Below are 26,748 nucleotides of genomic sequence, written 5' to 3'. Positions count from 1 at the left end.
CCTTCGTGTGCGGTGGGTCTCCACGGGTACTGACGAGCCAGCGGCAGTTCGTCATCGGTCACCGATGACGAACTGGACCTCCGGTCGTCAGTACTGTCATGACGACGACTGAGACAGAGGGGACCCAGGTGGCCGACGCATGGGACGGGTGGCTGCAGACCGCCTTCGCCGAGCACCGGCGCGAGCTGCACGTCCACTGCTACCGCCTGGCCGGGAACGTGGCGGACGCGGACGACCTGGTGCAGGAGACGTTCCTGCGCGCGTGGCGGGCCCGCAGCCGCTTCGAGGGCCGGGCGTCGGCGCGGACCTGGCTGTACCGGATCGCCACGAACGTGTTCCTCGACAGCCGCAAGGCGGCCGCGCGGCGGAGCGTGCCGTCCGGTGACCCGCTGGAGTGGTCCACCGAGCTGGGGCCCTATCCCGACGCCCTGCTGGCCGACGACCCGCAGACGGGCCTGGCCGCGCAGGAGACCGTGGAGCTGGCCCTGCTCGCCGCGCTGATGTACCTGCCCCCACGGCAGCGGTCGGCCTTCGTGCTGCGCGACGTCTACGGCTGGACGCCGCAGGAGGTCGCCGGCACGCTCGGCACCCGCGTCGCGGCCGTCAACAGCCTCCTCCAACGGGCCCGGGGCACCCTGCGCGGCCGCGTTCCCGCGGATCCCCGGGACTGGCGCCGACCGCGGCTCACCGGCGAGGACGAGGACGTCCTGCGCCGCTACGCCGAGGCCAGGACCCCGGAGGACTTCCGGGCACTGCTCGCCGACGACGTCCGGATCACCATGCCGCCCGAGCCGCCGGTGGTCGGGATCGACGCGGCCGCCGAGCTCCTCGGTCGCCCCCTGGACTGGCGCACGTTCCCCACCTCCGCGAACGGGAGGCCGGCGCTGGTCAACTACCTGCGCCATCCCGGGGGCACGCACTACGAGGCGCTGGTCGTCGACGTCCTGCGGGTCGAGGACGGCAAGATCGTCGAGAGCAACGCGTTCGTCGGCGCCCGCCACGTCCTCGCGTTCGGCCTGCCCGCGACGCTCGAGCCCTAGGGACGCCCGCCGGGCAGCAGGGGGTAGCGGAAGGCCCGCAGCGCGGGCGCCGTCAGCGTCGTGACCAGCACGCGCTGGCGCCGCGGCATCGCCTGCAGCCACTCGTGGTCGGGGCGCAGCTCCACCGAGCCGACCCGGTGCCGCGAGGGGTTGCCGGCGACCGAGTGCGTCGGCTCCAGCCGCACGCTCGTCGGGCTCTCGAACGGCAGCGTCGCCGGGTCGAGCCCGACCATCCGCACCACCCGCTCCATCGACTCGCGCGGCGCCCGCACGAAGTCCTCGTAGCGAAGCCGCACGTAGTGCTCCCGGTCGCGGTGCCACAGCAGGACGGTCAGGGAGTTCCACACCAGCCAGAGCAGGGAGCTCTTCCACAGCGGCTGCTGCGGCATCAAGCCGTCTCCCTCGGCATAGTCACGAGCCTGCTTGCGCCGCCGCCAGGAGAACGCCGTGGCGCGCGAGTCGCGCACGACCTGCAGCACGTGCAGCTCGACGCCGGGCAGCCCGGACAGCAGCAGCGCGTAGGGCGGCAGCTTGGAGGAGTCGACGATGACGCGGGCGCCGCTGACGTGGGCCAGCGCGGCATACAGGCGGCCGACGGCCACGTCGTCGGGGTGCGCGGGGACGGCCCGGCGTCCGAGCGCGCGGCGGGCCAGCATCGCCGGCACGCGCGCCATCCGCAGCCGGGAGAGCAGCCGGCTCCCCACGCCCGCGGCGTCCAGCAGGGAGACGCCGGCACGCACCTCGTCCATCACCTGGCGCCACAGCGCGCAGTCGGCGAACGGGGTACCGCAGCCGCAGAGCCGGTTCTCGGCGACCCCGCGCTGCCACAGGTAGCGCAGCTCGCCCGCGGCGAACGCGCCGTCGACCTGGCCGAGGATGCTGTTGATGACGGTGCTGCCGCTGCGCCCGCTGCCGGCGAAGTACAGCACCCGCACGGGTCCGCCCGCCGCCGGTATGCCGTGTGCCTCGCTGCTCATCGCCGTGCCCCCGTCCCGGTCCCCACCCGTCCCTGCACGCGCATCCGCGCCTCCTCGTAGACCCCCGCCACCCGGTCCAGGTGAACCTGCGGGCTGAACTCGACCACCATCCGCTCGCGCGCGGCCACCCCCATCCGGTGCGCCGCGGCCGGCTCGGCCACCACCGCGTCGAGCGCCCTCGCGAGGGCAGCAGGGTCCCCGGCCGGCACCACCGCCCCGTCGACGCCGTCGCGGACCAGCTCGGGCAGGCCGCCCAGGTCGGTGCACACCACGGGCACCGCCAGGGCGAACGCCTCGAGCACCGTCATCGGCTGGTTCTCGTGCCAGACCGAGGGGACGACGGAGGCGACCGACCGGCGCACGACGTGCTGCAGGGCCGCCTTGTCCAGCCGCCCGACGAACTGCACCCGGCCGGGTGCGACCCGCGCCGCCTGCTCCTCCAGCGCTGCCCGCACCGGGCCGTCCCCGGCCACGGTGAGGGTGGTGGGCGTGCGCATCCGTGCCACCGCCTCGATGAGGGTGTCCACGCCCTTCTCCGGGGCGAGCCGGCCGGCGAAGACCAGCCCCCGCCCAGGCTGCTCCGCCGGCCCGGGGCCGCCGGGGTCGACGAAGTGGTTGACCACGCGCATCCGCTCGGGGAAGACCCCCGCCCGCGCCATCACCCCGGCCAGGAACTGGCTCGGGCTGATGAAGAGGTCGACGGCCGACCACGCCCCGGTGGTGCGGTGCAGCCACGACTCCAGCGACAGCAGCGCGCTGGCACCGAGCGAGTCGTCCTTGCAGCGCCGGCGCGCGGCCTGCCACAGCCCGCCGGTGATGCAGGCATCGCACAGTCGGCCGTGGTCGAGCAGCTGGTAGCTCGGGCAGGCGAGCTTGTAGTCGTGCAGCGTCATCACGCAGGGCACGCCGGCCGCCCGCAGCGGCTGCAGCACCGACGGGGAGAGCTGGTGGTAGACGTTGTGGCAGTGGACGACGTCCGGCCGGAACTGCCGGACCACCTCACGCATCCCCCGGCTCGCCGAGGTCGACCAGACCATCCGCCCGGCCGCGCGCAGCCGCGCCACCCCCGGCGGTGGCGGCTCCAGCTCGACGTGCGCCGGGAAGCTCGCACCGAAGCGCTGCGGCCGGTCGTTGTCGGGGTGGTCCATGCCGAAGAACGCCACCTCGTGCCCCTGCTCGCGCTGCAGCTGCGCGACGTCGAGCATGTAGCCCTCCGCGCCGCCGCGACGGTAGAGGAACTTGTTGACGTGGAGGATCCGCACAGCATCCGCCTCCCGGGCCCGCGCCCGTGGTCCGTGACTGCCTCCACCAGTGCAGCACAGGTCCGGCCACGTGATCCGGCGAACGCGAAAACATCTGTCCGACAACGCTTTTCGGTCCAATGCGACAGACCGCCCGCACCCCGGACAATCCACGCCCTACGTCATTTGCAGGTTGCCTGTGCATTCCCCGAAACCGGCCGTGTGGGCCCCTTTCGAGGTGTTTCACTGGAGGTCGGTCAACGGCCCGGTGGACCCCACCAGGACGGGAGATGCAGGTGGACAACACACCACTGACGCAGCGGCCGGGGTGGCCCTCGTGAAGCGCTCACCGGTCGCGACGCTGCGCCGCACCGCGCGACGTGCCGCCACGTGGCGCCCCAAGACCACGGGCCGCGAGAGCCTGTCCGTGGCCGAGCTCGTGAGCCCGCTGCGCTACGACGTGCTGGTGCGGGCGGGGCTGTTCGCGCTGGTCGAGCAGCAGCGCGCCGCCGGCCGCGGCAGCGACGCCGAGATCGTCGCCGCCGCGCGCGAGGGTGCGTATGCCGTGTGGTTCGAGAAGGTCGCCATGGCCCGGTTCCGCCCGTGGGTGCTGCAGGACCGCGACCTGTTCGAGGCGCAGTTCGCCGAGCGGGTGACGCGCTCGGTGGCGCTGTGGGACTCCTTCCGCTCCGGCGGCTTCGACACCCGCCACCCGGTCACCCTGCGCGGGGCGCGCTCCGGGCTGCCCACCGACAGCGGCGCCGTCGTGGACCGTCGCGTGCACGTCGGCGACGGTGGCCACCGCCTGGCGCTGCTCCTCGCGTCCGGCCAGGACCTGGCGCCGGGGTTCTACCGCGTCGACCACCGCCCGATGGGCCGGCTCATCGACAACACCGCCACCCTGATCGGACCGCTGGGGCTCAGCGAGGCCGAGCACGTCGCCTTCCTCGCCCAGGGCTACGGCGCCGCCGGGGTCGACGAGGTCACCGACGCCGAGACCCTGGTCGACCACGTCCGCACCCACTCCCCCGGCCGGCTCGCCGAGCTCACCTCCGTGCTGGCCGCCCAGCGCCGCGCCGCGGAGCGTGCGGCGTGAGCGCCACCCGGGGCGCGACGCGCCGCGAGCCCGGCCGCGCGGCATACACCGCGAAGCGGATCGCCAGGCACGTGCACTGGGCGCGCACCGAGGGCATCGGGCGGCTCATCGAGGAGGACCGCCTCGACCCGCGCGAGCGGATCGGCACGGCGGTCTCGAAGTGGCGCTGGCGCGGCGCGCACGGGGTCGCCCCCGGGATGGCGCTGCCGGTCTACGTCGTCGGCCTGCAGCGCTCCGGCACCAACATGCTGCTGCGCGGCCTGGACGCCGCGCCCGAGGTCGAGGTGCACAACGAGAACGACCGGCGGCTCTTCCACCGCTTCCGCATGCGCCCCGACGAGGTGCTCCTCGACGTGGTCGCGCGCAGCCGCCACCGGGTGGTGCTGGTCAAGCCGCTGTGCGACTCCCAGCGGGTCGACGAGCTGCTCGAACTGCCCACAGGCATCCCGGGGCGGGCCGTCTGGGTCGTGCGTGACGTCGACGACCGGGCCCGCTCGGAGGTGTCGAAGTTCGGCGACTCCAACCTGGCGGCGTTGCGCCGCATCGCCGCCGGTGAGGCCGACGGCGACTGGCAGGCGGCCCGGCTGCCGGCCGCGGCGGTGGAGCTCGTGCGCTCCTTCGACATGGACGCCATGACGCCCGACTCCGGCGCGGCCCTGTTCTGGTGCGTGCGCAACGGCCTGTTCTTCAACCTCGGCCTCGACGCTCGCGACGACGTGCTGCTGCTGTCCTACGACGACCTGGTCCGTGACCCTGAGGCCACGATGCGGCAGCTGTGCTGCTTCATCGACTTCCCCTGGCGCCCGGACCTGTCCGCCCACGTCGAGCGCCGCGTCTCGCACGGCAGCCGTCGCCTGGCGATCGACCCGCGCGTCCGGGAGCTGTGCGACGCCATGACCGCCCGGCTGGAGCAGGTGCTGGAGCGCCAGCGTGCCGGGGCCGACCCGGCGGGGAAGGAGCAGGGATGAGTGAGCTGATGGCCCGCCCGATCTTCGTCGTCGGCTGCCAGCGCTCGGGAACGACGATGCTGCGGCTGATGCTGGACAGCCACCCGCACATCGCCTGCGGTCCCGAGACGCGCTTCCTCGCCGACCTGGAGCGCGTCGTCGGCGCCGACTGGAAGCGCCTGTCGCAGTACGGCTTCAGCCAGGAGGAGTGGCTGGCGCGCATCGCGGCGTTCTTCGGCGGGATCCAGAGCGACTACGCGGCCGCGCACGGCAAGGTCCGCTGGGCCGACAAGAGCCCGCGCTACGCCCTGTCGATGGACTTCATCACCCGCGTCTTCCCCGACGCCCAGGTGGTGCACGTCATCCGGGACGGGCGCGACGTCGCCGTCTCGCACCGCAAGCGCTTCGGCTACTGGTCGAGCGTGAAGTCGTCGGTGAAGTGGCCGCGCTACATCGCCGCGGCCCGGGCAGCCGGGTCGAGGATGCCCGAGGGGCAGTACCTCGAGCTGCGCTACGAGGACCTGGTCGGTGACGGCGAGGCCACCCTGCGCCGGCTGTTCGACTTCCTCGGCGAGCCGTGGGACCCGGCCGTGCTCGAGTTCGACAAGCAGCGTCACGACGTCCCGCAGCGCTACCACCAGCAGCTCAACGCGCGGCGCGGGATGGCCGGCACCACCGACGCGGTCTACGCCTCCCGGGTGGGCACCTACCGGCGCGAGCTCGACCCGTTCATGCGCACGCTGCTGTGGCTGACCGCCCGGCCCACTCTCAAGGAGCTCGGGTACCTCTGATGCGCCACCGCCAACTCCGACGCGCCCTGGCCCTGCTGGCGGCGGCGCAGCTGACGATGGTCCTCGCGGCCTGCACCGGCGGCCAGGGGACGGCCGGGCCCACCGGCGGTACGCCGTCGAGCACGCCCTCCGGCGGGTCCGGGGGCTCGGGCGGCACCTCCGGCGCCGGGGGGACCACGCTCGCGCCAGGCGTCAGCCCGCTGGGAGCCAAGTGGGACAAGTCGCGGCTCACGGCCTTCGACCCCTACCTGGAGTCGCTGCGCGGCACGACCACGTTCACCGAGCTCGTCTGGTGCGACGTCGAGAAGGCGCAGGGACAGCGGAACTGGCGACAGATCGACGACCTCGCCACAGTCGCCCAGCAGCACGGCATCAGCCTGGACATCAAGATCCGGGTCGGTGCCTGCTGGGCCACCGGCGGCCAGGCGCAGCACGTGCGCGGCGTCAGGAACAAGACGGAGTCGGCCATGCCGACCGACCTGGGCCAGTACCGCTCGTTCGTCCGCGACGTGGTCGACCGGTACAAGGCCATGGGCGTGCACACCTATGCCGTGGAGAACGAGGTCAACTCGGCCAGCTTCTGGTCGGGGACCCCGGAGCAGCTGACCGCGCTGACCGAGGCTGCCGCGAGCGAGATCCGGTCCGCCGACCCGACGGCCAAGGTCGCCGACGCGGGCATGAGCAGCACCAGCTACGGCTACGGCATCGCCGACCAGCTGCTCAGCCAGGGCAAGGCCGACGCCGCCGTGCAGGCCTGGAACACCTACTACGCCAACCGGATCGGCACACGCGGGGAGCAGATCCCCCAGGTGGGCTCCGCAGACCAGCTCCGCACCGTCCTCGCCTCGGACCAGGGCCGCCGCAACCTCGCGTACCTCGCCGTGGCCACCAGCCTGGCGCAGCGCGGTGTCACCGACATCCGCCAGGTGCACTTCTACGAGCCGTGGAGGGCCGCACCCCTGCTCACCGGCTACCTGGCCGCGCACACCCCGGCCGGCCACCCGATCGAGGCCTGGGAGGTCGGCAGCTTCTGGAAGAACGCCGACGGCACCGAGCAGGTGCGCACCGATGACATGACGCGCACGGTCTCGCTCCTGCTCGCCAGCGGCATCAGGAGGGTCATCTGGCTGCCCCTGGCCACCTCGGCCGACAACAGCGGCAGCGGCACCGGCCAGGAGGTGCGCTACGGGCTGCTCGACCCCGACGGGACCATCCGCCCCGCCGGCGTGACCATGCGTGACCTCGTCACCGCCTCTCGCGGGGCCCGCGTCTTGCCGGTCGAGCGCGGCGCCCTGCGCGGCGTGGCGTTCACCTCCGGCAGCCGCAGCACCCTCGTCCTGTGGAGCACCGGTGGTGACCAGCAGGTGAGCGTCGGGCCCGGCGCGACGGCCGGCCCGTCCGGGGCTGCAGCAGCCCCCGTCAGCAGCGGCACGGTGACCGTGGGCAGCTCGCCGGTCATCGTGACGACCCGGAAGCCGCTGGCCTCGGTCCTCGCCTCCTGAGCGGCGCCAGGCGCCTACGAGCCCACGGCCGGCGAGCTCGCCGGGGTCTGGGGCCAGTCACCGCGCACGCCGAGGTCGTCGACGTCGTAGCCGAACGCCGCGATGTCGGCCGCGTGGCGTCGCGTGATGAGCCGCCGCTGGAATGCCCCCGGGGTCAGGCCCGTGCGCATCGCGTCCCACTGCTGCTCGTAGCGCTCGCTGTGGCTGGGTCGGATCGTCCCGGTGGGGAACGGCGTGGACAGGCCGAGGTGGGCCTGGATCCGGGCCAGCTCCTCCTCCGGGCGCTCGACGAGGTCCTCGTAGCGGACCAGGTGCAGGCGCTGCAGGTGGGGCGTGTCCTCCAGCAGCAGCCGGTGAGCCTGCACCCAGTGGGCCACCAGGCCGTCCAGCGTGCTGTAGCGGCGGATGTTGCGCGAGACGAGCCGGCGCCACTTCTTGTTGCACAGGGCGACCACGACCGGGTGGCGCACCACCATGACCAGCGCCGAGCCCGGGTACAGGGCCTGCAGGAACCGGCCCATGATGAGGTTCGGCGGGGACTTCTCCACCAGCAGCCGGCGGTGGAGGTCCCAGTACGGCTCCCAGGCAGCGAGGATCCGCGCGGCGTTGTCCGGGGTCACCAGCGGCGAGGACTCGGTCAGGTGCGCTTCGGGGGCGTGCGCGAAGTGCCCGGACCCGGCATACACCTTGGCGCGCGGGTAGACCGGCTGCAGGTGCTGCCCCTCGTCGTGCGGCGCGCCGGTGCCCGACAGGCCGCTGATGTCCGGGTGCTGGGCCAGGGCATCGGCGAGCGGCGTTGTGCCACTGCGGTGCAGCCCGCCGATGAAGACCAGGCGCTCACCCTCGATCATCCCTCCACTGAAGCACAGGGGGACGGCCGCGCGACGGCGTTTGCGCGATCCCGCCGCGACCAGTGCAGACACCGGTGTCCCCGGTCATGCCAATGACGTATCGACCCCTCATTCGGTCATCGGGTTCACGCCGTGCGAGCCGCACGTAGCGTCGAGACAAGATCACACCAGTGGACGGGTTGAGGCATGGCTTGGACGATCAAAGGCGTTGCGCCGGAACGTGATTCCGGCGCCCGCATCAGGCGTCTCACCCGCCCGGAACGCGAGGGGCGGTCGGTCGAGTGAGCTTTCGACGCACCAGTGCCGACCTGCTCGCGCCCCTGCGGCCGGCGCTGTCCCGCGGGGCACGCATGCGGCCGGGGTTCCTCGTTGTGGGGACCAAGCGCGGCGGCTCCACGTCGGCGTACCACTGGATCAGCCAGCACCCCAAGGTGGCACCGTGCCTGACCCGCAAGGGGACGCACTACTTCGACGTCAACCACGGTCGCGGATTCGCCTGGTATGCCTCGGGGTTCGAGAAGCCGCGGCCGGAATGGACCATCACCGGCGAGGCGAGCCCGTACTACATGTTCCACCCCCTGGCTCCGGAGCGGATCGCCCGTGAGCTGCCAGAGGCGCGCCTCATTGTCGTGCTGCGCGACCCGGTGACCCGCGCCTGGTCGCACTACCAGTACGAGCTGGCCCGCGGCGACGAGAGCCTGCCGTTCGACGTCGCCCTCGCCCGCGAGGCCGAGCGCCTCGACGGCGAGGAGGAGCGCATGCGCCGCGACCAGGGCTACGAGAGCTTCGCCCACCGGCACCACAGCTACCTGCACCGCGGGCACTATGCCGAGCAGCTCGAGCACCTCTACGACCTGTTCCCCACCGGGCAGGTGCTGGTGCTGCAGAGCGAGGCGATGTTCGCCGACCCCAACGGCCAGCTGGCACGCGTCTGGGACTTCCTGGACCTGCCGCAGGTGCGGCTCGACGGCCTGCAGCCCATGAAGGCGGGCAGCTACGAGGCGATGCCGGAGGGCACCGCGCACCTGCTGGCGGACTACTTCGCCCCGCACAACGACAAGCTCTACACGATGCCCGGCATCGACTTCCGGTGGGAGGAGGCCTCGTGACCGCTCTCGTGAACCGCCAGCCCACGGCCCCCACCCGCACGGGCAGGATCCTGACGCTGATCGCCGCCGTGGTCATGGCTGGCGCCGCGGCGTTCAGCGGCATGTCGACCGCCGGGACCGACCGGCGCCTGGTCATCGTGCCGCTGGCTGCCGTCCTGGCCGGGGTGCTCGCCACGCTGGCGTTCACCCGCTTCGCGGCGTTCGTCCTGCTGATCCTGGGCGTCCGCGCGAGCATCGACCTGTTCAAGCTCAGTGGCCCGTCGTCGGGCAACACGCTGACCAACACCGCCGCGGCTCGCGCGCTCGACCCCTCGACGATCCTCGCGGTGCTGTTCCTGCTCGCGGCATCGCTGTGGCTCATCGCGCAGTTCGCACGTGACGGCCACCTGCGTGGTTCCCGGCTGCGCACGGCGTTGGTCTGCTTCAGTCTCGCCGGGTTCGTCGGCCTGCCAGGCTCCTCGCAGCCGCAGGCCAGCGCCCTGGAGGCGCTTCGGATCCTGTCCGTGGTGATGATGTACGTCGTCCTCGAGCAGCTCATCACCACCCCGGAGATGCTGCGCAAGGTCCTCACGGCGGCCTTCGCAGGGCTCGCGTTCCCGCTGCTGTACCAGACGTACACGATCGCCAGCGGCCACTCGGCCTCGGAGGTCCTCGGCAGCTTCACCCGGCTCACCGGGCCGTTCGCCCAGGCCAACACCTTCGCCCGCTACCTCGCGTTCATGCTCGTCTTCGGGGTCGCGATCCTGCCCCACGTGTCGAGGCGACTTCAGCTGGTGCTGCTGCCGATGCTCGGCCTCTCCGGCGTCTACCTCGTCCTGACCATCACGCGTGGCGCGCTGATCGCCGCCGTCGTCGGGATCGTCATCGTCGGGGTCGTCCAGCGCAGCAAGGTGATCCTCGGCGGGGTCGCGGTCGCCGTGCTGGCAGCTGCCGTGGTGTTCCCGAGTGTGAGCAGCCGGTTCGCCGAGCTCGGCACGTCGGCCACGGCCGGCGGCGGCCCGACGGGCAACACGCTGGCGTGGCGGATCAACTACTGGACCGAGGTGCTGCCGCTGGCCAACAAGAACCCGGTGACCGGCATCGGCCTGAACGTCACGCAGTACTCCACCGACGCCGCCAAGCAACCGCACAACGACTTCATCCGGGCCTACGTGGAGACCGGCCTGCTCGGCCTGGTCACCTACATCGCTGCCCTTCTGGCCATGGTCGGCAACGCCCGACGGGCCATCTCCCGGTCAAGGCCGGGAACCTTCGAGCGGGGCGTGGCCGCTGGCGCCCTCGGCTGCGCCTGGTGCTTCATCATCACCAGCCTGGCAGCCAACGTCATGTCCAACGTGGTCAGCCTCTGGTACCTGATCACCTTCACCGCCGCCGCGGCCTACGTGGCACGGCCGCACAACCCCTTCCCCACCCACGACCCGGCGCTTCCTTCCCCAGCGCGCTCGGGTGCTGACCAGCGCTGAAGAAGAAGGAGATCACCATGGAGATCGCGGACTACCTGCGCGTCGCCAGACGACGCCTGTGGGTGCTCCTCGGGGTGCCCATCCTGGCTGCGGCCATCACGGCGGCCCTCGTGCTGCTCACGCCGACGACCTACACGGGCACCGCGACCGTCTCGGCGCCCGCCCTCGTCGGCGGCGCGACGAGCAACCAGTACACAGGTTCGCAGGCGGTGAACCAGTTCGTCGCCCAGTTCACGGCCACCAGCCAGGTGCCGGCTGTGCTCGACGCGGTGAGCCGGGACACGAAGGTCCCGCGCAGCACCATCACCGACGGCCTCACCGTGGCCCAGGTCGGCGCCAGCAGCGTCATGACGATGACGTTCACCAGTGGCGACAAGGCCATCGTGCACCCGGTGCTCGAGTCCCTCAGCCGGCACACGCTCGCCACGTTGTTCTCAACCCAGGTGGCGCTCGCCCAGGGGCAGCTGACCTCGGCGACGACCCAGCTGGCGCAGGCCAACGCGGCGATCGCGTCGTGGGAGAAGGCAAACAGCATGGTCGACCCGAGCCTCGTCTACCAGACGACGCTTCAGCGGCTGAACAGCCTGACCCAGCAGTGGGCACAGCTGTCCGCCAACGGGTCCAGCACCGGCGCGGCGGCCATCAGCGGTGCCATCGCGCAGGTCAAGGCGGAGCTGCCGAAGTTCGGGCCGCTGCTGGCGCAGTACCAGCCGCTGGCTTCGACGCGTGACGCCGCTGCCGCTGCCGTGAGCTCCAGCCAGCAGAACCTGTCCAGCGCGCGCGCCCAGGCGGAGGCGGCGGACCCGACCAAGGTCGCCTACGTCAGCGCCACCAACCCGGTGGACCGGACCTCCGAGATGCTGAGCCTGGTGCTCCCCGTCACCGGTGCCGCGGTCTTCGTCGCGATCGCACTCGTGGCCATGCTCGAGCTGCTCAGCCGGGCCCGTGCCAACCGCAGCGAGCAGGAGAACGTGTCCGCCGGGGCCGGGTGGCCGTCGCGTGAGCCCTACGGGGCGCGCTCGCCGGAGCCGGCCGGATCGAGCGTCAGCGGCTGAGGCGCCCGTGTCCACCACCGTGAACCCCTCCGGCGCCGGCACTCCTGCCGGCGCCGGAGGCGCGCACCTCAAGGGCATGGCCCGCGGTGGTGGGCTCAACCTCGTCGGCGCGGTCTGCAACCAGGCCGCGCTGTTCGGGATCATGGCGGCGCTGGCCCACGTCCTGGGCAGCGCCGACGTCGGACGCTACGCGGAGTGCTTCGCGCTGCTGTCGCTGCTCGGCCTGGTCTCCCTCGCCGGGTTCCGCTCGGCCCTGACCCGGTTCGTGGCGATCCACCTCGCCGACGACGACGCCTCCGGCCTGCGGGGCACGGTCCGGCTCGGGCTGGGGACCACCGTCGCCGGGGCGACCGTCCTCGGCCTCGGCCTGGCCGCCGTCGCGCCGTGGGTGGCCGACTACTTCCACGACCCGCAGATGGTCACCGGCATCCGGCTGGTGGCCCTGACGCTGCCCGCGGCCACCTTCTCCGACGCCGCGCTCGCCGCCACCCAGGGCTGGCGCACGCAGCGTCCGTTCACCTACATCGGCCGGATCTACGAGCCGGTCGTCCGGTTGGCGCTCACCGCCGCCGCGCTCGCCCTCGGCGCCGGGCTGGTCGGGGCCTTGTGGGCGCTGGTCATCGGGGCCTGGACAGCAGCCGCGCTGGCCGCCTGGTCCCTCTACCGCCGGATGCGCCTCGCGCCGCAGGCCGACCCCGTCTACCGGATCCGCGAGATCACGAGCTTCTCCATGGTCAGCTGGCTCTCGGCGCTGGCCGCGACCGGGCTGATCTGGGCCGGCACGGTCCTGCTCGGCAACCTGCGCAACGCCCAGGAGGTCGGCGTCTTCAACGTCTCGACCCGCCTCGTGATGCTCGCCGTCTTCGTCATGGCGCCCATCAACGCCGCGTTCTCCCCGCACATCGCCCACCTGCACCACACCGGTCAGAGCGCCGAGCTCGCCCGGACCTACGGCAGCGCGACGAGCTGGATCGTGCGCCTGTCGATGCCGGCGTTCGTCCTGCTCGTGGTCTTCCCCGGCGAGCTGCTGCGCGTCTTCGGCCACGGCTTCCGCACCGGAGCCGCCGTCACGGTGATCCTGGCCGCGGGGCAGCTGGTCAGTGCCGCCGCCGGGCCGTGCGGCACCGTCCTGACCATGTCCGGGCGCGTGTGGCTCAACATGGTCGACAACGTCGGCGTCCTCATCCTCGACATCGCCCTGAGCCTGTGGCTCATCCCCGCCTACGGCGCCGTCGGCGCGGCCATCGCCTGGAGCACCGCGCTGGTCGTGGCCAACCTCGCCAAGGCCACGCAGGTGCGCTTCACCCTCGGGGTCGCGCCCTCCGGGGCCGGGATCGGCAAGGCCCTGCTGGCCGGCGTCCCGGCCGTCGCGGCCGCCATGCTCGTGCACCGCTACGTCCCCGGCTGGCTGCCCACCCTGGTCGTGGGCACCGTCGTGGTGACCGTGGCCTACCTGGCCGCAGTGCTGCTGCTCGGGCTGAGCCAGGACGACCGCACCATGCTCAGCGCCCTGCTGCGTGGACGCGGCCGGATCGGCCGCATCGTGGCCGGGCGCACCTCTACGCCAGGTGCATGAGCCAGCGCTCATCCACCCTCCGCAGCTGTGGCTGCAGATCCTGTAGCCGCCGCTCATGCAATCACTGGGACCACGAATCTTGTTGCTGAGCAACGCTTTTCGTATCTGTTGACACATGCGTGTGCGCGGTCGGCGGGGCACCACCCGGCACGAGCAGCCCCGCGCGCGACGAGGACGGGAGCGCTGTTGACCATCCACCTGAGGACCGTCCCGTCCCGATCCGCGCGTCGTCGGCACACCCCGGACCCGACGGCCGCCGCCTGGCGTCCGCTGCGGATCGTCATGATCGGCCAGAAGGGCCTGCCCGCGACCTTCGGCGGGATCGAGCACCACGTGGAGGAGGTCGGGCGCCGCCTTGCCGAGCGGGGTCACCAGGTCACCGTGTTCTGCCGTTCCTCCTACGGCGCGGTGAGGGACGCGGCATACCTGGGCATGGAGCTGCGGAGCGCGCCCACGGTCGGCACCAAGCACCTCGACGCCATCGTGCACAGCGCCTCCTCCACCGCGCTGGGGCTGCTCGGCGGCGCCGACATCGTGCACTACCACGGCATGGGCCCGGGCCTCATGAGCCCGGTGCCGCACTACCTCTCGCACGCCAAGGTGGTGCTGACGATCCACGGCCTGGACCACCAGCGGGGCAAGTGGGGCCATGCCGCCCAGGCCGTGCTCGGGGCCGGCCACTGGATGAGCGGTCACCTGCCGGACCGGACGGTGGTCGTGTCCAGGGCCCTGGAGAACCACTACCTCGAGCACTTCAGCCACGGCTGCGACTACATCCCCAACGGCGTCGTCGAGCCCCCGGACCTGCCGGCGCAGCGGATCGTCGACGAGCTCGGCCTGACCCCGGGCGGGTACGCGCTGTTCGTCGGGCGGCTGGTGCCGGAGAAGGCGCCGGACCAGCTGCTGCGGGCCTACCGGCGGGTGCCGGGCAACCTGCCCCTGGTCGTCGTGGGCGACTCCAGCTTCACCGACGACTACACCGGACAGGTGCGAGACCTCGCCGCGCAGGACCCCCGGGTCATGCTCACCGGCTTCGCGTACGGCGACCTGCTGGCCGAGCTGTACCGGCACGCCGCGGCGTTCGTGCAGCCCTCGCTCCTGGAGGGGCTGCCGCTGACCCTGCTGGAGGCCGCCTCCCACGGGACGCCCGTGGTGGCCAGCGACATCGCTCCCCACCTCGAGGTGCTGGGCGCCGACGCCCCGGGCCGACGGGTGTTCGCGGCTGGCGACGAGGCCGGCCTGGCTTCCGCACTGACCACCGTCCTCGCCGCGCCGCGGCAGGAGCGGGCTGCCGCCACGGGTCTGCGCCGTCAGGTGCTCGACACCTACCGCTGGGACGCGGCCGTGGACCAGCTCGAACAGCTCTACCTGGAGGAGGTCCGCGTGACCCCACAGACCCGCCGGCTGCGACGCCGGCCGGCCGCCGCCCTGCCGGGCACCACCCTCGGGAGGACGCCGTGGTGACCGTGCGCCTGCGGATGCTCGCCGCCCTCGGCGCTGCGGCCGCCCTGACCCTGTCCGGGTGCTCGAGCGATGGCTCGGGGTCCGGCCCGACGGCCGCGCCGAGCTCCTCGACGGCTTCCGGGGAACCCAGCACCTCCACGCCGACCTCGCCGGCGACCGTGGCGCCGGTGTCGCTGACCGCGGGCCAGCAGAAGGTCCTCGCGGCCAACAGCCGGCTCACCACGTCCCTGTTCGCCCTGAGCACCGCATCCGTGGCCGTGCGGACCGCGAGCAACCTCGCCACGCAGCGCAAGGCGGTCGCCGACTCCGTCGCCGCCGGCCGGGCGAGCCTTGCCCGCGAGCGCGCGGCGGCGTACGGAACAGTGCGCAACTGCACCCTGGTGCGCAGCAATGAGTCGGCCACCTTCTCCGCCGCAGCGCAGACGCGCGCTGCGGTCGGCGCTCAACAGGCGGGCACGAGCCGGATGCGCGCCAGCATCGTTCCGCTGCGTGCTGCCATGGCCCGGGTGAGCGCCGACCTGGCGGCACTGCACACGGCCCTCGCGGCCGAGCCCCACCCGCCGGCGGTGCTGACCGCCGCCGAGGTCCAACAGGCCCTCACCGCGGCGTCGACGCTTGCCAGCACCACGTTCTCCAGTGCCTCGGCCACCGACGCCAAGGGGAGCGCGGCTCTCGGCAATGCCGCCCAGCTGTCCGGCTCCGCCTCCACCATCGCCTCGAAAGCGTGCTGACATGACCTCTGGTACCTCGTCCCACCTGGTGCGCGGCGGTGCCCGGCGCCGCGCCGCCCTGGTCCTCGGGCTCGCGGGGGCCCTGGCGCTGCCTGTGGCTGCCTTGGCATCGCCACCGAACCTGACCTACAACCCCCTGCCGACGTCCCGGTCCACCTGGTGGGGAACCAACGGCCGCGTGACGGACATCGTCCCGGCAGGTGGGCGCGTCTACATCGCCGGTGGCTTCGACTACGTCGGACCGTCCACGGGCTACGGCGTCGGGGTCGACAGCACCGGGAAGCGCCTGGGGGGCGCCCCGCTGGTCGACGGGGTCGTCAACGCAGCCGTCCCTGACGGCTCCGGCGGGTGGTTCATCGGCGGCAGCTTCAGCCACGTCGGCGGGGTCTATCGCCCCAGCGCCGCGCAGGTCACCGCCTCCGGAACGGTCACCGGCTGGAACCCCAAGCCCAAGGGCACGGTCTACGCCCTCGCGCTCACGCCCACGTCGGTCGTGCTTGGCGGTGAGTTCACGCAGGTCGGCTCGACGCCGGTGGGCGCCACGCGTCTCGGCGCGGTCGACCGCAGCGGCGGCGCGGCCGTGGCCGGCTGGTCCGCGAGCGCCAACGCCACGGTGCGCGACCTCGTCAGCTCGGGCGGCTCCGTGTTCGTCGGCGGCGACTTCAGCACCATCAACGCAGCGTCCCGGTCGCACCTGGCAAAGCTCTCAGCGTCGACGGGTGCACTGGACCCCACGTTTGGTTCCACCGCCTCGGCGCCGGTCCTGGCCCTGGCCGTCTCACCGGACGGCACCCGTGTCTACGGCGGAGGCAGCTTCACTGCGGCTGGGGACGGGAGCACGTCCACCGCGCGGAACCGGCTTGCCGCCTGGGACGCCACGACCGGCGCGCTGGCGCCCTGGTCGCCGTCGGCGGACAACACCGTGGAGGCGCTCTCCGTCGACCCGGGCGCCGGCACCGTGTACGCCGGCGGGCTCTTCTCCACCCTCGGCGGCGCAGCACGCGCCCGGCTCGGGGCGGTCGACGCCGCCGGCTCGGTGACTGGGTTCGACGCCGGGCTCAACGGCTGCAACACCCGGCACACGACCAAGGACACGCACTCCAACCCCGCGTGCACGCCCGAAGTCAGCGGTCTGGCTGTCGGCAACGGCCTCCTCTACGTGGGCGGCCGGTTCGGCAGCTCGGGCTCCTCCACTCGGCACGACGCCGCCGCGTTCAACCTGGGCAACGGCAACCTCGTCTCGTGGAACCCGGTGTCCGGCGACCGGGTGCTCGCCCTCGCCCCGTCCGGCACCAGCATCTTCGTGGGCGGCGAGATGACCAGCGTCAACGGTGTGGTGCGCAAGGGCATCGCCGCCCTGGACGCCTCGACCGGGGCGGCAGACCCATCGTTCAGCGCGGACACCGACAACGAGGTCCTCGACCTGCAGCTGTCAGCCGATGGCTCGCGTCTCTACCTGGCTGGCTCGTTCCTCACCGTGCAGGGTCAGCCGCGCAGCAAGATGGCCTCGATCGTCACCGCCACCGGTCTGGTGGACAAGGGCTTCGCACCGGCGTTCAACAAGGAGGTCCTCTCGATCGGCTTCGGCGGTGGCGCCGTGTATGCGGGCGGACAGTTCACCAAGATCGGCGGGATCGCCCGGAAGCACGCGGCCAAGCTCGACGCGGCCACCGGCGCGGTCAACACCTCTTTCACGGCGAACACGGTCGGGCCGACGGGGTCGCTGCGCGCCGGTGGCATGGTGCAGGCGCTGGCCGTGAAGCCGGACGGGAGCATGGTCTTCCTCGGTGGACCCTTCACCACCGTGAACGGCACGAACCGGCCCGGCGGGATCGCGACGGTGAGCGGGGCGACCGGGGCGCTGCTGCCCCAGCAGTTCGGCGGCGTGCAGTCCTGCAGCGGGGCCGGACCGTGGCTCACCCACCTGCACCTGAGCGCCGACGGCAGGCGGCTCTACGGCGGGGACGTCTGCCCCGACAACATCTACCAGTGGGACGCGGTGAACCTGTCCAGCCCGTCGAACCCGACCGGCCTCATCTACCGAACCTGGTGCAACGGTGGCATGCAGGGGGCCCTGGAGGTCAACGGCGACTTCTACTACGGCACGCACGGCAACGCGTGCCAGCTCTCGCCCACCAACACCACCCAGGCGTCCCGGCAGCGCTTCGCCGCCTTCGACGCCGCCACCGGCGCGCTCCTGCCGGACGCGCCAACGTTCAACTCGCCGATGGGCGTGTGGTCCCTCGCCGCTGTGCCCCAGGGGTTGCTGGTGGGTGGAGACTTCACCTGGGTCACCAGCTCTGACTGGGTGCAGCAGGGTCTGGTGCTCTTCACCGGGACCCCCTGAGCCACGGCGTTCAGCCGCCCTCGGCAGCCGGCCCCGTCACCCGTAACGGTGGCGGGGCCGGCTGCTGCCACGCGCCCGCCCAAGCCGACCGGCCGCCCATCCCGTCCGACCCTTGCCCGCCCCTCGGCCTGACAGGTCCGACCCGTTGCCCGGCCCTCCGCCTGACCCGTACGACCTTGCCCGGCCCTCCGCCCGACCCGTACGACCTTGCCCGGCCCTCCGCCCGACCCGTACGACCTTGCCCGCCCCTCCACCTGACCCGTCCGGCCGCGCCACGGGAGGTCCGCCCCTGGGGCCACACCCGGCATACCCACTCACCCACGGCCTCCCGCACCAGCGACCTGCGGGCATGGCTCCGCCCGGGAGGCGCGCGGGCCTCCCGGGCGGAGCGTGGTCGGGCTACGGCGTGGCCGGGAAGACCGCCAGGTGGGCCACGGCGGACCCGTTGACCGTGGTGAAGTCACCGCCGACCCACAGACGGTGCGTGGCCGGGTCGACGGTCACCGCCCATGCCCCGAGCGGGCTGTTGAGCGTCGGGTTCCAGCCGGTCAGGTTGCCCGAGGACAGCGACACCTCGAACAGCTTGCGCCGCGGGAGGTTGGTCGAGCACATGAACGGGCTGCCCGAGCCGGTGTTGCCGACGCAGTAGTTCGCGAAGTGGCCGCCGGCGTACACCGAGTCGCCGTCGACCGCCACGCCCTGCACGCCGCCGTCGGTCTGGTAGACGGGGCGCTGGAGCGAGCCGTCGAGGTTCCAGATGACGAAGTGGCCGCCGGAGCCACCGGCGCCGGCGTACACCCCGCGCTGGTCGGCGGCCAGGGACAGGATCGGGAAGGTCGGCGCCGGGTCGAACGACGGGTCCACCGTCCCCTTGCCGTCCGCCTTGACCGCCGCGAGGTAAGCCGCAGAGCCGGCGCCGTTGACCGCGGTGAACGTCCCGCCGACGTAGACGTCCGAGCCGTCGGCCGACATCGCGAGCGCGTTGACTGCGCCTGAAGCCTTGGGCTTCCACGCGGCGAGGCTGCCGTCCGCGGTGGAGAACGCCGCCAGCTTGCCCCGTGAGGTCCCGTTGACCGAGGTGAACGTCCCGCCGGCGTACAGCGTCGAGGTCGACACCGCCAGCGCCCGCACGGTGTTGCTGACGTTGGGGTTGAACGAGGTCAGCGCCCCGGTGCCGGCGTCGAGGGCCGCGAGGTGGTTGCGGACCGTCGTGCCGATGTGGGTGAAGTCGCCGCCGGCCCAGACGATGCTGCCCCTCACCGCCAGGGCGAGGACGTTGCTGTCCGCGGACGGTGCCCACGGCAGCAGCGCGCAGCTCGCGGTGTCAACCGCCGCCAGCCGGTTGCGCACCACCGTGGCGCCGCCCTTGTCCTTGACGTGGGTGAAGCTCCCGCCGAGGTATGCCGTGCCGCCGCTGATCGCGACGGTGCTCACCCGGCCGTCGGGCTGGACGCAGGAGACGGGATTGGTGCTCACGGAGGCCTGCGCGGCGGCGGCGCCGGCCAGGACCAGGGTGGCGGCCAGCGACGTGGCCACGACGCCGCGGGTGCTCATCGCGCCACCCCGATGCGGGGTGTGGCCGGGACGTTTCCGCTCGCCGCGTCCGCGGCCGTGTTCGGTGGTGCTGTGCGCATGGCTCTCCTTTGTGCGCTCATGGCGCACCGCGCCGGTCCGGAGGCCTCGGCAGCCCCCGGCCGACCCGGTGCCGCCCCCTAGTAGGCCCCCGCGCCGCGAACCACGGCGCGCAGCGTGCGGATCAGGATCTGCACGTCCAGCACGAGCGACCAGTTGTCGACGTACCAGAGGTCGAGCCGCAAGGACTCCTCCCACGACAGGTCACTGCGGCCACTGACCTGCCACAGCCCGGTCAGGCCCGGCTGCACCCGAAGGCGCCGGACCGCGTCGGGCTCGTACTTCTCGACCTCCTGCGGCAACGGGGGCCGCGGGCCGACGAGGGACATGTCGCCCCGGAGGACGTTGAGCAGCTGGGGCAGCTCGTCCAGGGAGTAGCGCCGCAGGATCTTGCCCACCCGGGTGACCCGCGGGTCGTTGCGCTTCTTGAACAGCACCACGTTGGTCTCGTGGCCGTCGCTGATCTCGGCGAGCCGGTCCTCGGCGTCGGTGACCATGGTGCGGAACTTGAGCATCTCGAACGGCTCGCCGCGGGCCCCGATCCGCTTCTGCCGGAACAGGATCGGACCCGCGGAGTCCAGGTGCACGGCGAGGGCGACCAGCTCGATGGCCGGCAGCGCGGCAACGGCGATGCAGATCGCCATGGCGCGCTCGACCACGACCTTGACGACACGCCGTGCACCGGACATGACCGGGCGCTCGACGTGCAGCAGCGGGGTGCCGGCCACCGGCCGGATGGACAGGCGGGGGCCGGCGACCTCGAGGATCCCGGGTGCCACGACGAGGTCGACGTTGCGCTCCTCCAGGGCCCACGCCAACCGGCGCAGCACAGGGCCGCCGAGGTCCGGGTGGCTGGAGACCGCGACGACGTCGGCGTCGAACAGGTCCACCGCGGCGACCGCGTCCTCCGGGCAGCCGTAGACGGTGACGCCCTCCAGCTCGGGGGCGTCGTCCCAGGCCCCGTCGAGGCCGGAGACGCAGGCGGCCACCACGGACAGGCCGTGCACCGGCGAGGCCTGCACCTGGCGGATCAGGTCGCGCGCGGAGTCGGCCCGGCCCAGGACGACGGTGCGCTGCATGAACAGCCCGGCACGACGCTGCGCGTGCAGCCAGCGGCGCAACCCCTTGCGTCCCATGAGCGAGAGCACGAACAGCGCCGGCAGCACGAGCACGACGTAGCCACGGGCGATGGTGATCTGACCCGCGAACGCCACCACCGACACGACCGCCAGCAGGCCCAGCGCGGCGTCCACGAGCGCGCGGTACTCCTCGGTGCTGACGCCCATGTAGCGGCTCTCGTAGCCGTGCGCACACGTCACCGCGAGGATCCACGCGACCGGGACGGCCATGCTGAGCAGCACGTAGGCCAGGCGCGGCTCGGCTCCGAAGCGGACGACACAGCCCAGCACGGCGGCGACGCAGCCGGCGAGCAGGTCCATGAGGACGGCGGTGCGCCGGTAGCGGCGCTCCCAGACCCGCGCCCGGACGGTCGGCTGCGGTGGCGCGTCAAGGAAGTCCGGCTCGGTGCGGGTGGTGGTCGCCGTCGTGGGGCGGAGGGGGTCCGGGGTCCCGACCTGCTGCGCGGGCACGACCCCGGAGCCGCGCGCGGCGCGCCTGCGCCGTTGGCGACGGGTCGGGCGCGCGTAGTCGGTCATCCGCGGTCCGCCTTCCCACCCCACCCTTCCCGGAAGGACTTGTGTACCGGCGAGCGGGAGAGGCATGGTCGGAACCCGCCGGTCCAACCACCTTGCCGCACAGACAAATTCGGGCGATCGCCCTGCTGCACGAGCGTCCTTGCGCTCTTGGCAGGAGCGCCAGGCTCATGCAAACGGATGGAGCCATGCTGCGTCGGGGGCCCCTGGGCGCTCAGCGCGAGTGGAAGACCTGCTGGGTTGCCTCGAGGCCCTCGGTGACCAGCTTCTCGACGGCGTCGGCGCCGTCGCCGAGCAGGAACGGCAGCTCGGTGCGCTCGGCGCCGGAGAAGTCCTTGAGGACAAAGGCCGCAGCGTCCATGCGACCGGGCGGACGGCCGATGCCCACCCGCACGCGCAGGTAGTCACGGGTGCCGACCGACTTGGTGATCGACTTCAGCCCGTTGTGGCCACCCTCGCCGCCACCGCGCTTGAGGCGCACGTCGGCGAAGGGGATGTCGAGCTCGTCGTGGACGACGACGAGGTGCTCGACGGGGATCTTGAAGAACGACAGCAGTCCGGCGACCGGACCACCGGACTCGTTCATGTACGACAGGGGCCGGGCGATGACCGCCCTGGGCCCGGGCGCCCCGCCGGGCAGGGTGCCGATGCGGATCTCGGAGGCGACCGCCCGCGCCTTGTGCGACCGCAGGGTCGCACCGGCGCGGGCGGCCAGCTCGTCGATGACCATGGCGCCGACGTTGTGCCGGTTACCGGCATGGGACGGACCGGGGTTGCCGAGTCCGACGATGAGCCAGGTGTCCATGGGAGATGCAGTATGCCGTGTGGCCCGGGGCGCGCGCCCCGGGCCGTGCAGCGGCTCAGGCCTCGTCGGTGCCCTCGGCGGCAGCCTCGGTCTCGCCCTCGGCCGCGGCCTCGCCCTCGGCGGCCTCGCCGGCCTCCTCGTGCTCGATGCCGGCCTCGGCCTCGGCCTCGGCGAGCTCGGCCTCGAGGGCCTCGGCGGTGATCGCCTGGCTGATGTTGACGATGAGGTGCTCGGCGTCGGTGACCAGCGAGGTGCCGCTCGGCAGGACCAGGTCGGAGGCGTGGATCTGGGTGCCGGCCACGGCGCCCTCGACCGAGACCTCGATGCTCTCGGGCAGGTGGGTGGCCTCGGCCTCGAGCTGCACGGTCTGCTGCTCGACGGTCACCACGGTCTCCGGGGCGGCGTCGCCGGTCACGTGGACCTGCACGTCGACGGTGACCTTCTCGCCCTTCTTCACCACGACGAGGTCGACGTGGTCGATGACCGGCTTGATGGCGTCACGCTGGACGTCCTTGGCCAGGGCCAGGTGCTTCTTGCCGTCGAGCTCGATGGTGAGCAGCGCGTTGGCGTGCTTGAGCGCCATCATCGTGTCGTGGCCCGGCAGGGTGATGTGCACGGGCTCGGTGCCGTGGCCGTACATCACGGCGGGGATCTGGTGGGCGCGGCGGATGCGGCGGGCGGCGCCCTTGCCGAACTCGGTGCGGGTCTCGGCGGCGAGCTTGATCTCGGACACGATGTCTCTCCTGTGCTTGCTTCACGGTCGCGCACGAGCCGGATAGAGGGCGGCACGCGCACGGTGGGGTGGTGTTCCTGGTGTGCGGTGGCCTCGACGCGGGGCGCGGCACGACGCGGGCGAACCGGCGCGTGCGGGCGCGAGACAGGCGTCCAGCACCACCGCGTCGATCACGGACTGCTTCACGGGCTCTGGTTCGCACCAGCCCTGCAGCGTCCCTCGCCGAGGCAACCTCGCGATTCTAGGCGAGGGGCCGGGTGATACGGAAATCGGGCCTTCCCACCCGCTTCGTGCTCACGTCAGGCCGGTGTGCTCGCCTCAGGCCGGTCTCCGGGGGCTGAACGCCCTCGGGACCGGCCTGAGCTGAGCAAGGAAGGGTAGCGCCGGTGTGGGTCAGGCCTTGCCGTCGAACAGCTTGGTGACCGAGCCGTCCTCGAAGACCTCGCGGATGGCCTGGCTGATCAGCGGCGCGATCGACAGCTCGGTGAGCTTGTCGAAGTGGCGCTCGGCGGCGATGGGCAGCGTGTTGGTGACGATGACCTCGCGCACGGCGCAGTTCTTCAGCCGGTCCACGGCGGGACCGGACAGGATCGCGTGGGTGGCGGCGATGATGACGTCCGAGGCGCCGTCGGCGATGAGCGCGTCGGCCGCCTTGGTGATGGTGCCGGCGGTGTCGATCATGTCGTCGACGAGGATGCAGGTGCGGCCCTTGACCTCACCGACGACGCGGTTGGCCACCGTCTCGTTGGGACGGGTGATGTCGCGGGTCTTGTGGATGAAGGCCAGCGGGGCTCCACCGAGGCGGTCGGACCACTGCTCGGCGACCTTGATCCGCCCGGCGTCCGGGGAGACCACCGCGAGCTGCTCCTGGCCGTACTTCTGGCGCACGTAGTCGGACAGGATCGGCAGCGCCATGAGGTGGTCGACCGGGCCGTCGAAGAAGCCCTGGATCTGGCTGGTGTGCAGGTCGACGCAGATCAGCCGGTCGGCGCCGGCCGTCTTGAACAGGTCGGCCATGAGGCGGGCCGAGATCGGCTCGCGGCCGCGGTGCTTCTTGTCCTGACGGGCGTAGCCGTAGAAGGGCATGACCACGGTGATCCGCTTGGCCGAGGCGCGCTTGAGCGCGTCGACCATGATCAGGTGCTCCATGATCCACTCGTTCACCGGTGCCGTGTGGCTCTGGATGACGAAGGCGTCGGAGCCGCGGACCGACTCCTCGTAGCGGACGTAGATCTCGCTGTTGGCGAACTCGTAGGCCTGCATCGGCACGAGGTCGGTGCCGAGCTGGTAGGCGACCTCCTCGGCGAGCTGGCGGTGGGCCCGACCGGAGAAGACCATGAGGTTCTTCTCGGTGGTGCGCTTCAGACCGGTCATGGGGCAGGGGTCCCTTCGGGGGCGTCGGGGCGGTCGGTCGGGCTGGTGGCGGCCGCCTCGGAGGCGGCTGCCTCGGCGGCGGCTGCGGTGCGGGTGCCGGCGCGGGTCCGGGCGACCCACCCGGCGATGTTGCGCTGCCGGCCGCGGGCGACGGCGAGCTCGCCGGGCCCGACGTCGACGGTGACGGCCGAGCCGGCTGCGACGTAGCTGCCCGGGGCGATCGTGCGCGGGGCGACGATGACCGAGTTGGACCCGACGAAGCTGTGGTCGCCGACCACGGTGGGGTACTTGTTCACCCCGTCGTAGTTGGCGAAGATCGTGCCGGCCCCGATGTTGGCGCCGGCGCCGATCGTGGCGTCGCCGGCGTAGGTCAGGTGCGGGACCTTGCCGCCCTCGCCGATCGTGGTGTTCTTCGTCTCGACGAAGGTGCCGATCTTGCTCTTGGTGCCGAGCTCGGTGCCGGGGCGCAGGTAGGCGAACGGCCCGACGCTGGCACCCTCGCCGATCACGGCGAGCGAGCCGTGGGTGCGCACGACGCTGGCGCCGTCGCGGACCTCCACGTCCTCCAGCGTGGTGTCCGGGCCGAGCATGACGCCGGAGCCGATGGTGGTCGCGCCCTTGAGCTGGGTGCCGGGCTGGATCACGGTGTCGCGGCCGATGGTGACGTCGGCGTCCACCCATGTGCTGGCCGGGTCGACGACGGTGACACCCTCACGCATCCACCCCTCGAGGATGCGGCGGTTGAGCTCGGCCCCGAGCCGGGCGAGCTGGACCCGGTCGTTGACGCCCTCGGTCTGCCACAGGTCGGCGACCAGGTGCGCGCTGACCTTCAGGCCCTCCCGCCGGGCGATGGCGAGCACGTCGGTGAGGTACTTCTCGCCCTGGGCGTTGTCGGTGCCCACCTCGGCCAGCGCCTTGCGCAGCACGGTGGCGTCGAAGGCGTAGAGGCCGGAGTTGATCTCGGTGATCGCCCGCTGCTCGGCCGTGGCGTCCTTCTGCTCCACGATGCCGGCGACCTCGCCGTGCTCGTCGCGCAGGATGCGGCCGTAGCCGTGCGGGTCCTCCAGCGTCGCGGTGATCACGGTGACCGCGCTGCCGCTGGCGTGGTGGGCCTCGATGAGGTCGTGCAGCGTGGCCGCGGTCAGCAGCGGCACGTCGCCGTAGGTCACCAGCACGGTGCCCTCGAGGTCGGAGGGCAGCAGGTCCAGGGCGCACTCGGTGGCCCGACCGGTGCCCGGCACCTCGTCCTGGTCGGCGATGACCGCCGCCGGGTCGACCTCCGCGACGTGGGCGGCGACGCGGTCCCGCTCGTGCCGGACGACGACCGCGAGGTGGGCGGGGTCGGCGCCGCGCGCGGCGGCGATGGCGTGACCCAGGAGGGTCCGCCCTGCGATGGGGTGCAGCACCTTGGGGGTGGCCGACTTCATGCGGGTGCCTTCGCCTGCGGCGAGGACGATGACGGCAGCCGGGCGGGAGGTAGTCACGCGGGTGGGCTCCAGAAGGTCGACGTCGGAGGCCGACAGCGCACCGAGGGTTCCCGGCCACGCTGCCGCCGCCATGCTACCCGCCGGTCACGCCCGGTTCACCGCCGCGGTCCCGGCCGGGGCGCGCCCACGCACGGCCCGGCATACCGGTCCTGATCTGCGCGGACGCGCGCGTCCGGGCTCACGTCCGGCCCACCACCGGGCTCAGTCGACGTCGTCGCCGTCGGGCAGCCGGTGCAACCGCACCCGGCCGTCCTCGACCAGCATCGTGGTCAGCGAGCCCCGCCCCACCGGGATGCGCCACTGCTCGCCCTCGGTGTGCTCAAGGGCGGCCACCACGAGCCGGATCATCACCGCGTGGGAGACCACGGCGACGTGCTCGCCGGGATGGCGCTCGCCGATGAGCTGCAGGGCCGAGAGCATCCGCTCCTGCGCGTCCCGCAGCCGCTCGCCGTTGGGGCACACGGCCCGGGAGGGCGAGGTCTTGTACAGCCGGAACGCGACCGGGTCGTACATCTCGGCCTCCTGGGAGGTCATCCCCTCCCAGGCGCCGTAGTCGACGTTGATGAGGCCGTGCATGATCCGCAGGTCCGGCACCCCGGCCTCGTCGGCGATGATCTGCCCCGTGGCGATGGTGCGCCGCAGGCCGCCGGTGTAGACCGCGGCCAGGCCGACCGTGGACAGCTGGCGGGCTGCGTCGACCGCGTCCTGGTAGCCCTGCGCGTCGAGCGGGATGTCCCGGCGACCGCGGTAGCGGTTCTCCACGTTCATCGTGGTGGTGCCGTGGCGGACGACGTAGATGGTGCAGGTGCGGGTCGAGAGGGTCTCGGCGGTGGGGGCAGCCATGTCCTGCGACACGAGGGGCTCCTTGTCGTCGT

The 26,748-nt window shown here is 72.5% G+C and carries 22 protein-coding genes; 12 read left to right on the top strand and 10 right to left on the bottom strand.

All coding sequences use genetic code 11. The annotated features are described in order from the left end of the window. Positions 1–98 precede the first annotated feature (98 nt). Positions 99–1,040, top strand: coding sequence for an RNA polymerase subunit sigma-70 (locus FB474_RS02035; protein ID WP_141787138.1), 942 nt, complete (start codon positions 99–101; stop codon positions 1,038–1,040). On the opposite strand, the gene FB474_RS02030 is transcribed toward FB474_RS02035, so the two are convergent. Further along, positions 1,037–2,017 (bottom strand): sulfotransferase family protein, encoded by a 981-nt coding sequence (locus tag FB474_RS02030; RefSeq protein ID WP_141787137.1) that lies wholly within the window; start codon positions 2,015–2,017, stop codon positions 1,037–1,039. The two genes, FB474_RS02035 and FB474_RS02030, sit on opposite strands and share 4 nt — an antisense overlap. Further along, positions 2,014–3,279, bottom strand: coding sequence for a glycosyltransferase family 4 protein (locus FB474_RS02025; RefSeq protein ID WP_141787136.1), 1,266 nt, complete (start codon positions 3,277–3,279; stop codon positions 2,014–2,016). Before FB474_RS02025 ends, FB474_RS02030 begins: the two co-directional genes overlap by 4 nt. Before the next feature lie 316 nt (positions 3,280–3,595). On the opposite strand from FB474_RS02025, the gene FB474_RS02020 reads away from it, so the two are divergent. The 4 genes from FB474_RS02020 to FB474_RS02005 are packed head-to-tail and all read left to right on the top strand — an operon-like array spanning position 3,596 to position 7,594. Then, positions 3,596–4,354, top strand: coding sequence for a hypothetical protein (locus FB474_RS02020; protein WP_141787135.1), 759 nt, complete (start codon positions 3,596–3,598; stop codon positions 4,352–4,354). After that, the gene (locus FB474_RS02015; protein WP_141787134.1) at positions 4,351–5,322 is read left to right on the top strand and encodes a sulfotransferase family protein; all 972 of its coding nucleotides are present in this window, start codon (positions 4,351–4,353) and stop codon (positions 5,320–5,322) included. The genes FB474_RS02020 and FB474_RS02015 overlap by 4 nt, the downstream gene beginning before the upstream one ends. Beyond that, the gene (locus FB474_RS02010; RefSeq protein WP_141787133.1) at positions 5,319–6,092 is read left to right on the top strand and encodes a sulfotransferase family protein; all 774 of its coding nucleotides are present in this window, start codon (positions 5,319–5,321) and stop codon (positions 6,090–6,092) included. Before FB474_RS02015 ends, FB474_RS02010 begins: the two co-directional genes overlap by 4 nt. Continuing rightward, entirely contained in the window at positions 6,092–7,594 is a 1,503-nt protein-coding gene (locus FB474_RS02005; RefSeq protein WP_141787132.1) for a hypothetical protein, read from the top strand. The genes FB474_RS02010 and FB474_RS02005 overlap by 1 nt, the downstream gene beginning before the upstream one ends. 14 nt (positions 7,595–7,608) lie before the next feature. Here FB474_RS02005 and FB474_RS02000 read toward each other — a convergent pair whose 3' ends face one another. After that, positions 7,609–8,445, bottom strand: coding sequence for a sulfotransferase family protein (locus tag FB474_RS02000; protein ID WP_141787131.1), 837 nt, complete (start codon positions 8,443–8,445; stop codon positions 7,609–7,611). Between the two features lie 281 nt (positions 8,446–8,726). On the opposite strand from FB474_RS02000, the gene FB474_RS01995 reads away from it, so the two are divergent. From FB474_RS01995 to FB474_RS01965, 7 genes are all read left to right on the top strand, one after another. Further along, complete coding sequence (locus tag FB474_RS01995) at positions 8,727–9,554, top strand: sulfotransferase family protein (RefSeq protein WP_141787130.1); 828 nt, start codon at positions 8,727–8,729, stop codon at positions 9,552–9,554. Further along, on the top strand, positions 9,551–11,017 hold the full coding sequence (locus FB474_RS01990; protein WP_141787129.1) for an O-antigen ligase family protein: 1,467 nt from the start codon (positions 9,551–9,553) through the stop codon (positions 11,015–11,017). Before FB474_RS01995 ends, FB474_RS01990 begins: the two co-directional genes overlap by 4 nt. 17 nt (positions 11,018–11,034) lie before the next feature. Then, on the top strand, positions 11,035–12,072 hold the full coding sequence (locus FB474_RS01985) for a Wzz/FepE/Etk N-terminal domain-containing protein (RefSeq protein ID WP_141787128.1): 1,038 nt from the start codon (positions 11,035–11,037) through the stop codon (positions 12,070–12,072). Between the two features lie 7 nt (positions 12,073–12,079). Next, positions 12,080–13,648 carry a flippase gene (locus FB474_RS01980; RefSeq protein WP_141787127.1) on the top strand — a complete coding sequence of 523 codons (1,569 nt, stop codon included), beginning with the start codon at positions 12,080–12,082 and terminating at the stop codon, positions 13,646–13,648. 186 nt (positions 13,649–13,834) lie between these two features. Further along, the gene (locus FB474_RS01975; RefSeq protein WP_141787126.1) at positions 13,835–15,112 is read left to right on the top strand and encodes a glycosyltransferase family 4 protein; all 1,278 of its coding nucleotides are present in this window, start codon (positions 13,835–13,837) and stop codon (positions 15,110–15,112) included. Further along, on the top strand, positions 15,109–15,843 hold the full coding sequence (locus tag FB474_RS01970; RefSeq protein ID WP_141787125.1) for a hypothetical protein: 735 nt from the start codon (positions 15,109–15,111) through the stop codon (positions 15,841–15,843). Before FB474_RS01975 ends, FB474_RS01970 begins: the two co-directional genes overlap by 4 nt. A gap of 1 nt (position 15,844) precedes the next feature. Then, positions 15,845–18,190 carry a hypothetical protein gene (locus tag FB474_RS01965; protein WP_185746002.1) on the top strand — a complete coding sequence of 782 codons (2,346 nt, stop codon included), beginning with the start codon at positions 15,845–15,847 and terminating at the stop codon, positions 18,188–18,190. A 399-nt stretch (positions 18,191–18,589) separates the two neighbouring features. On the opposite strand, the gene FB474_RS01960 is transcribed toward FB474_RS01965, so the two are convergent. The 7 genes from FB474_RS01960 to FB474_RS01930 form a co-directional block, all read right to left on the bottom strand. Beyond that, on the bottom strand, positions 18,590–19,744 hold the full coding sequence (locus tag FB474_RS01960; protein ID WP_141787123.1) for a hypothetical protein: 1,155 nt from the start codon (positions 19,742–19,744) through the stop codon (positions 18,590–18,592). Positions 19,745–19,902: 158 nt separating this feature from the next. Further along, positions 19,903–21,477, bottom strand: a complete 1,575-nt coding sequence (locus FB474_RS01955) for a sugar transferase (RefSeq protein ID WP_246092003.1) — start codon at positions 21,475–21,477, stop codon at positions 19,903–19,905. A 211-nt stretch (positions 21,478–21,688) separates the two neighbouring features. Next, positions 21,689–22,279, bottom strand: a complete 591-nt coding sequence (gene pth, locus FB474_RS01950) for an aminoacyl-tRNA hydrolase (RefSeq protein ID WP_141787122.1) — start codon at positions 22,277–22,279, stop codon at positions 21,689–21,691. A 55-nt stretch (positions 22,280–22,334) separates the two neighbouring features. Next, positions 22,335–23,015, bottom strand: coding sequence for a 50S ribosomal protein L25/general stress protein Ctc (locus FB474_RS01945; protein ID WP_141787121.1), 681 nt, complete (start codon positions 23,013–23,015; stop codon positions 22,335–22,337). 390 nt (positions 23,016–23,405) lie between these two features. Beyond that, on the bottom strand, positions 23,406–24,386 hold the full coding sequence (locus FB474_RS01940; protein ID WP_141787120.1) for a ribose-phosphate diphosphokinase: 981 nt from the start codon (positions 24,384–24,386) through the stop codon (positions 23,406–23,408). After that, a complete protein-coding gene (glmU, locus tag FB474_RS01935) occupies positions 24,383–25,870 on the bottom strand; it encodes a bifunctional UDP-N-acetylglucosamine diphosphorylase/glucosamine-1-phosphate N-acetyltransferase GlmU (protein WP_141787119.1) in 1,488 nt (495 codons plus the stop codon). The genes FB474_RS01940 and glmU overlap by 4 nt, the downstream gene beginning before the upstream one ends. A 204-nt stretch (positions 25,871–26,074) precedes the next feature. Then, a complete protein-coding gene (locus FB474_RS01930; RefSeq protein WP_141787118.1) occupies positions 26,075–26,728 on the bottom strand; it encodes a histidine phosphatase family protein in 654 nt (217 codons plus the stop codon). Positions 26,729–26,748: the final 20 nt, after the last annotated feature.

The sequence above is a fragment of the Oryzihumus leptocrescens genome (assembly GCF_006716205.1).
GTDB classification, from domain to species: Bacteria; Actinomycetota; Actinomycetes; order Actinomycetales; family Dermatophilaceae; genus Oryzihumus; species Oryzihumus leptocrescens.
Note: the sequence above shows the minus strand (reverse complement) of the source record. Positions and strands in the feature narration are given on the sequence as shown.

Coding starts and splice junctions, on each gene's coding strand:
- FB474_RS01960 (WP_141787123.1), bottom strand. CDS start 19,744: ATGAGCACCCGCGGCGTCGTGGCCACGTCGCTGGCCGCCACCCTGGTC.
- FB474_RS01940 (WP_141787120.1), bottom strand. CDS start 24,386: ATGACCGGTCTGAAGCGCACCACCGAGAAGAACCTCATGGTCTTCTCC.
- FB474_RS02000 (WP_141787131.1), bottom strand. CDS start 8,445: ATGATCGAGGGTGAGCGCCTGGTCTTCATCGGCGGGCTGCACCGCAGT.
- pth (WP_141787122.1), bottom strand. CDS start 22,279: ATGGACACCTGGCTCATCGTCGGACTCGGCAACCCCGGTCCGTCCCAT.
- FB474_RS02005 (WP_141787132.1), top strand. CDS start 6,092: ATGCGCCACCGCCAACTCCGACGCGCCCTGGCCCTGCTGGCGGCGGCG.
- FB474_RS02010 (WP_141787133.1), top strand. CDS start 5,319: ATGAGTGAGCTGATGGCCCGCCCGATCTTCGTCGTCGGCTGCCAGCGC.
- FB474_RS02030 (WP_141787137.1), bottom strand. CDS start 2,017: ATGAGCAGCGAGGCACACGGCATACCGGCGGCGGGCGGACCCGTGCGG.
- FB474_RS01955 (WP_246092003.1), bottom strand. CDS start 21,477: ATGACCGACTACGCGCGCCCGACCCGTCGCCAACGGCGCAGGCGCGCC.
- FB474_RS01985 (WP_141787128.1), top strand. CDS start 11,035: ATGGAGATCGCGGACTACCTGCGCGTCGCCAGACGACGCCTGTGGGTG.
- FB474_RS02035 (WP_141787138.1), top strand. CDS start 99: ATGACGACGACTGAGACAGAGGGGACCCAGGTGGCCGACGCATGGGAC.
- FB474_RS01965 (WP_185746002.1), top strand. CDS start 15,845: ATGACCTCTGGTACCTCGTCCCACCTGGTGCGCGGCGGTGCCCGGCGC.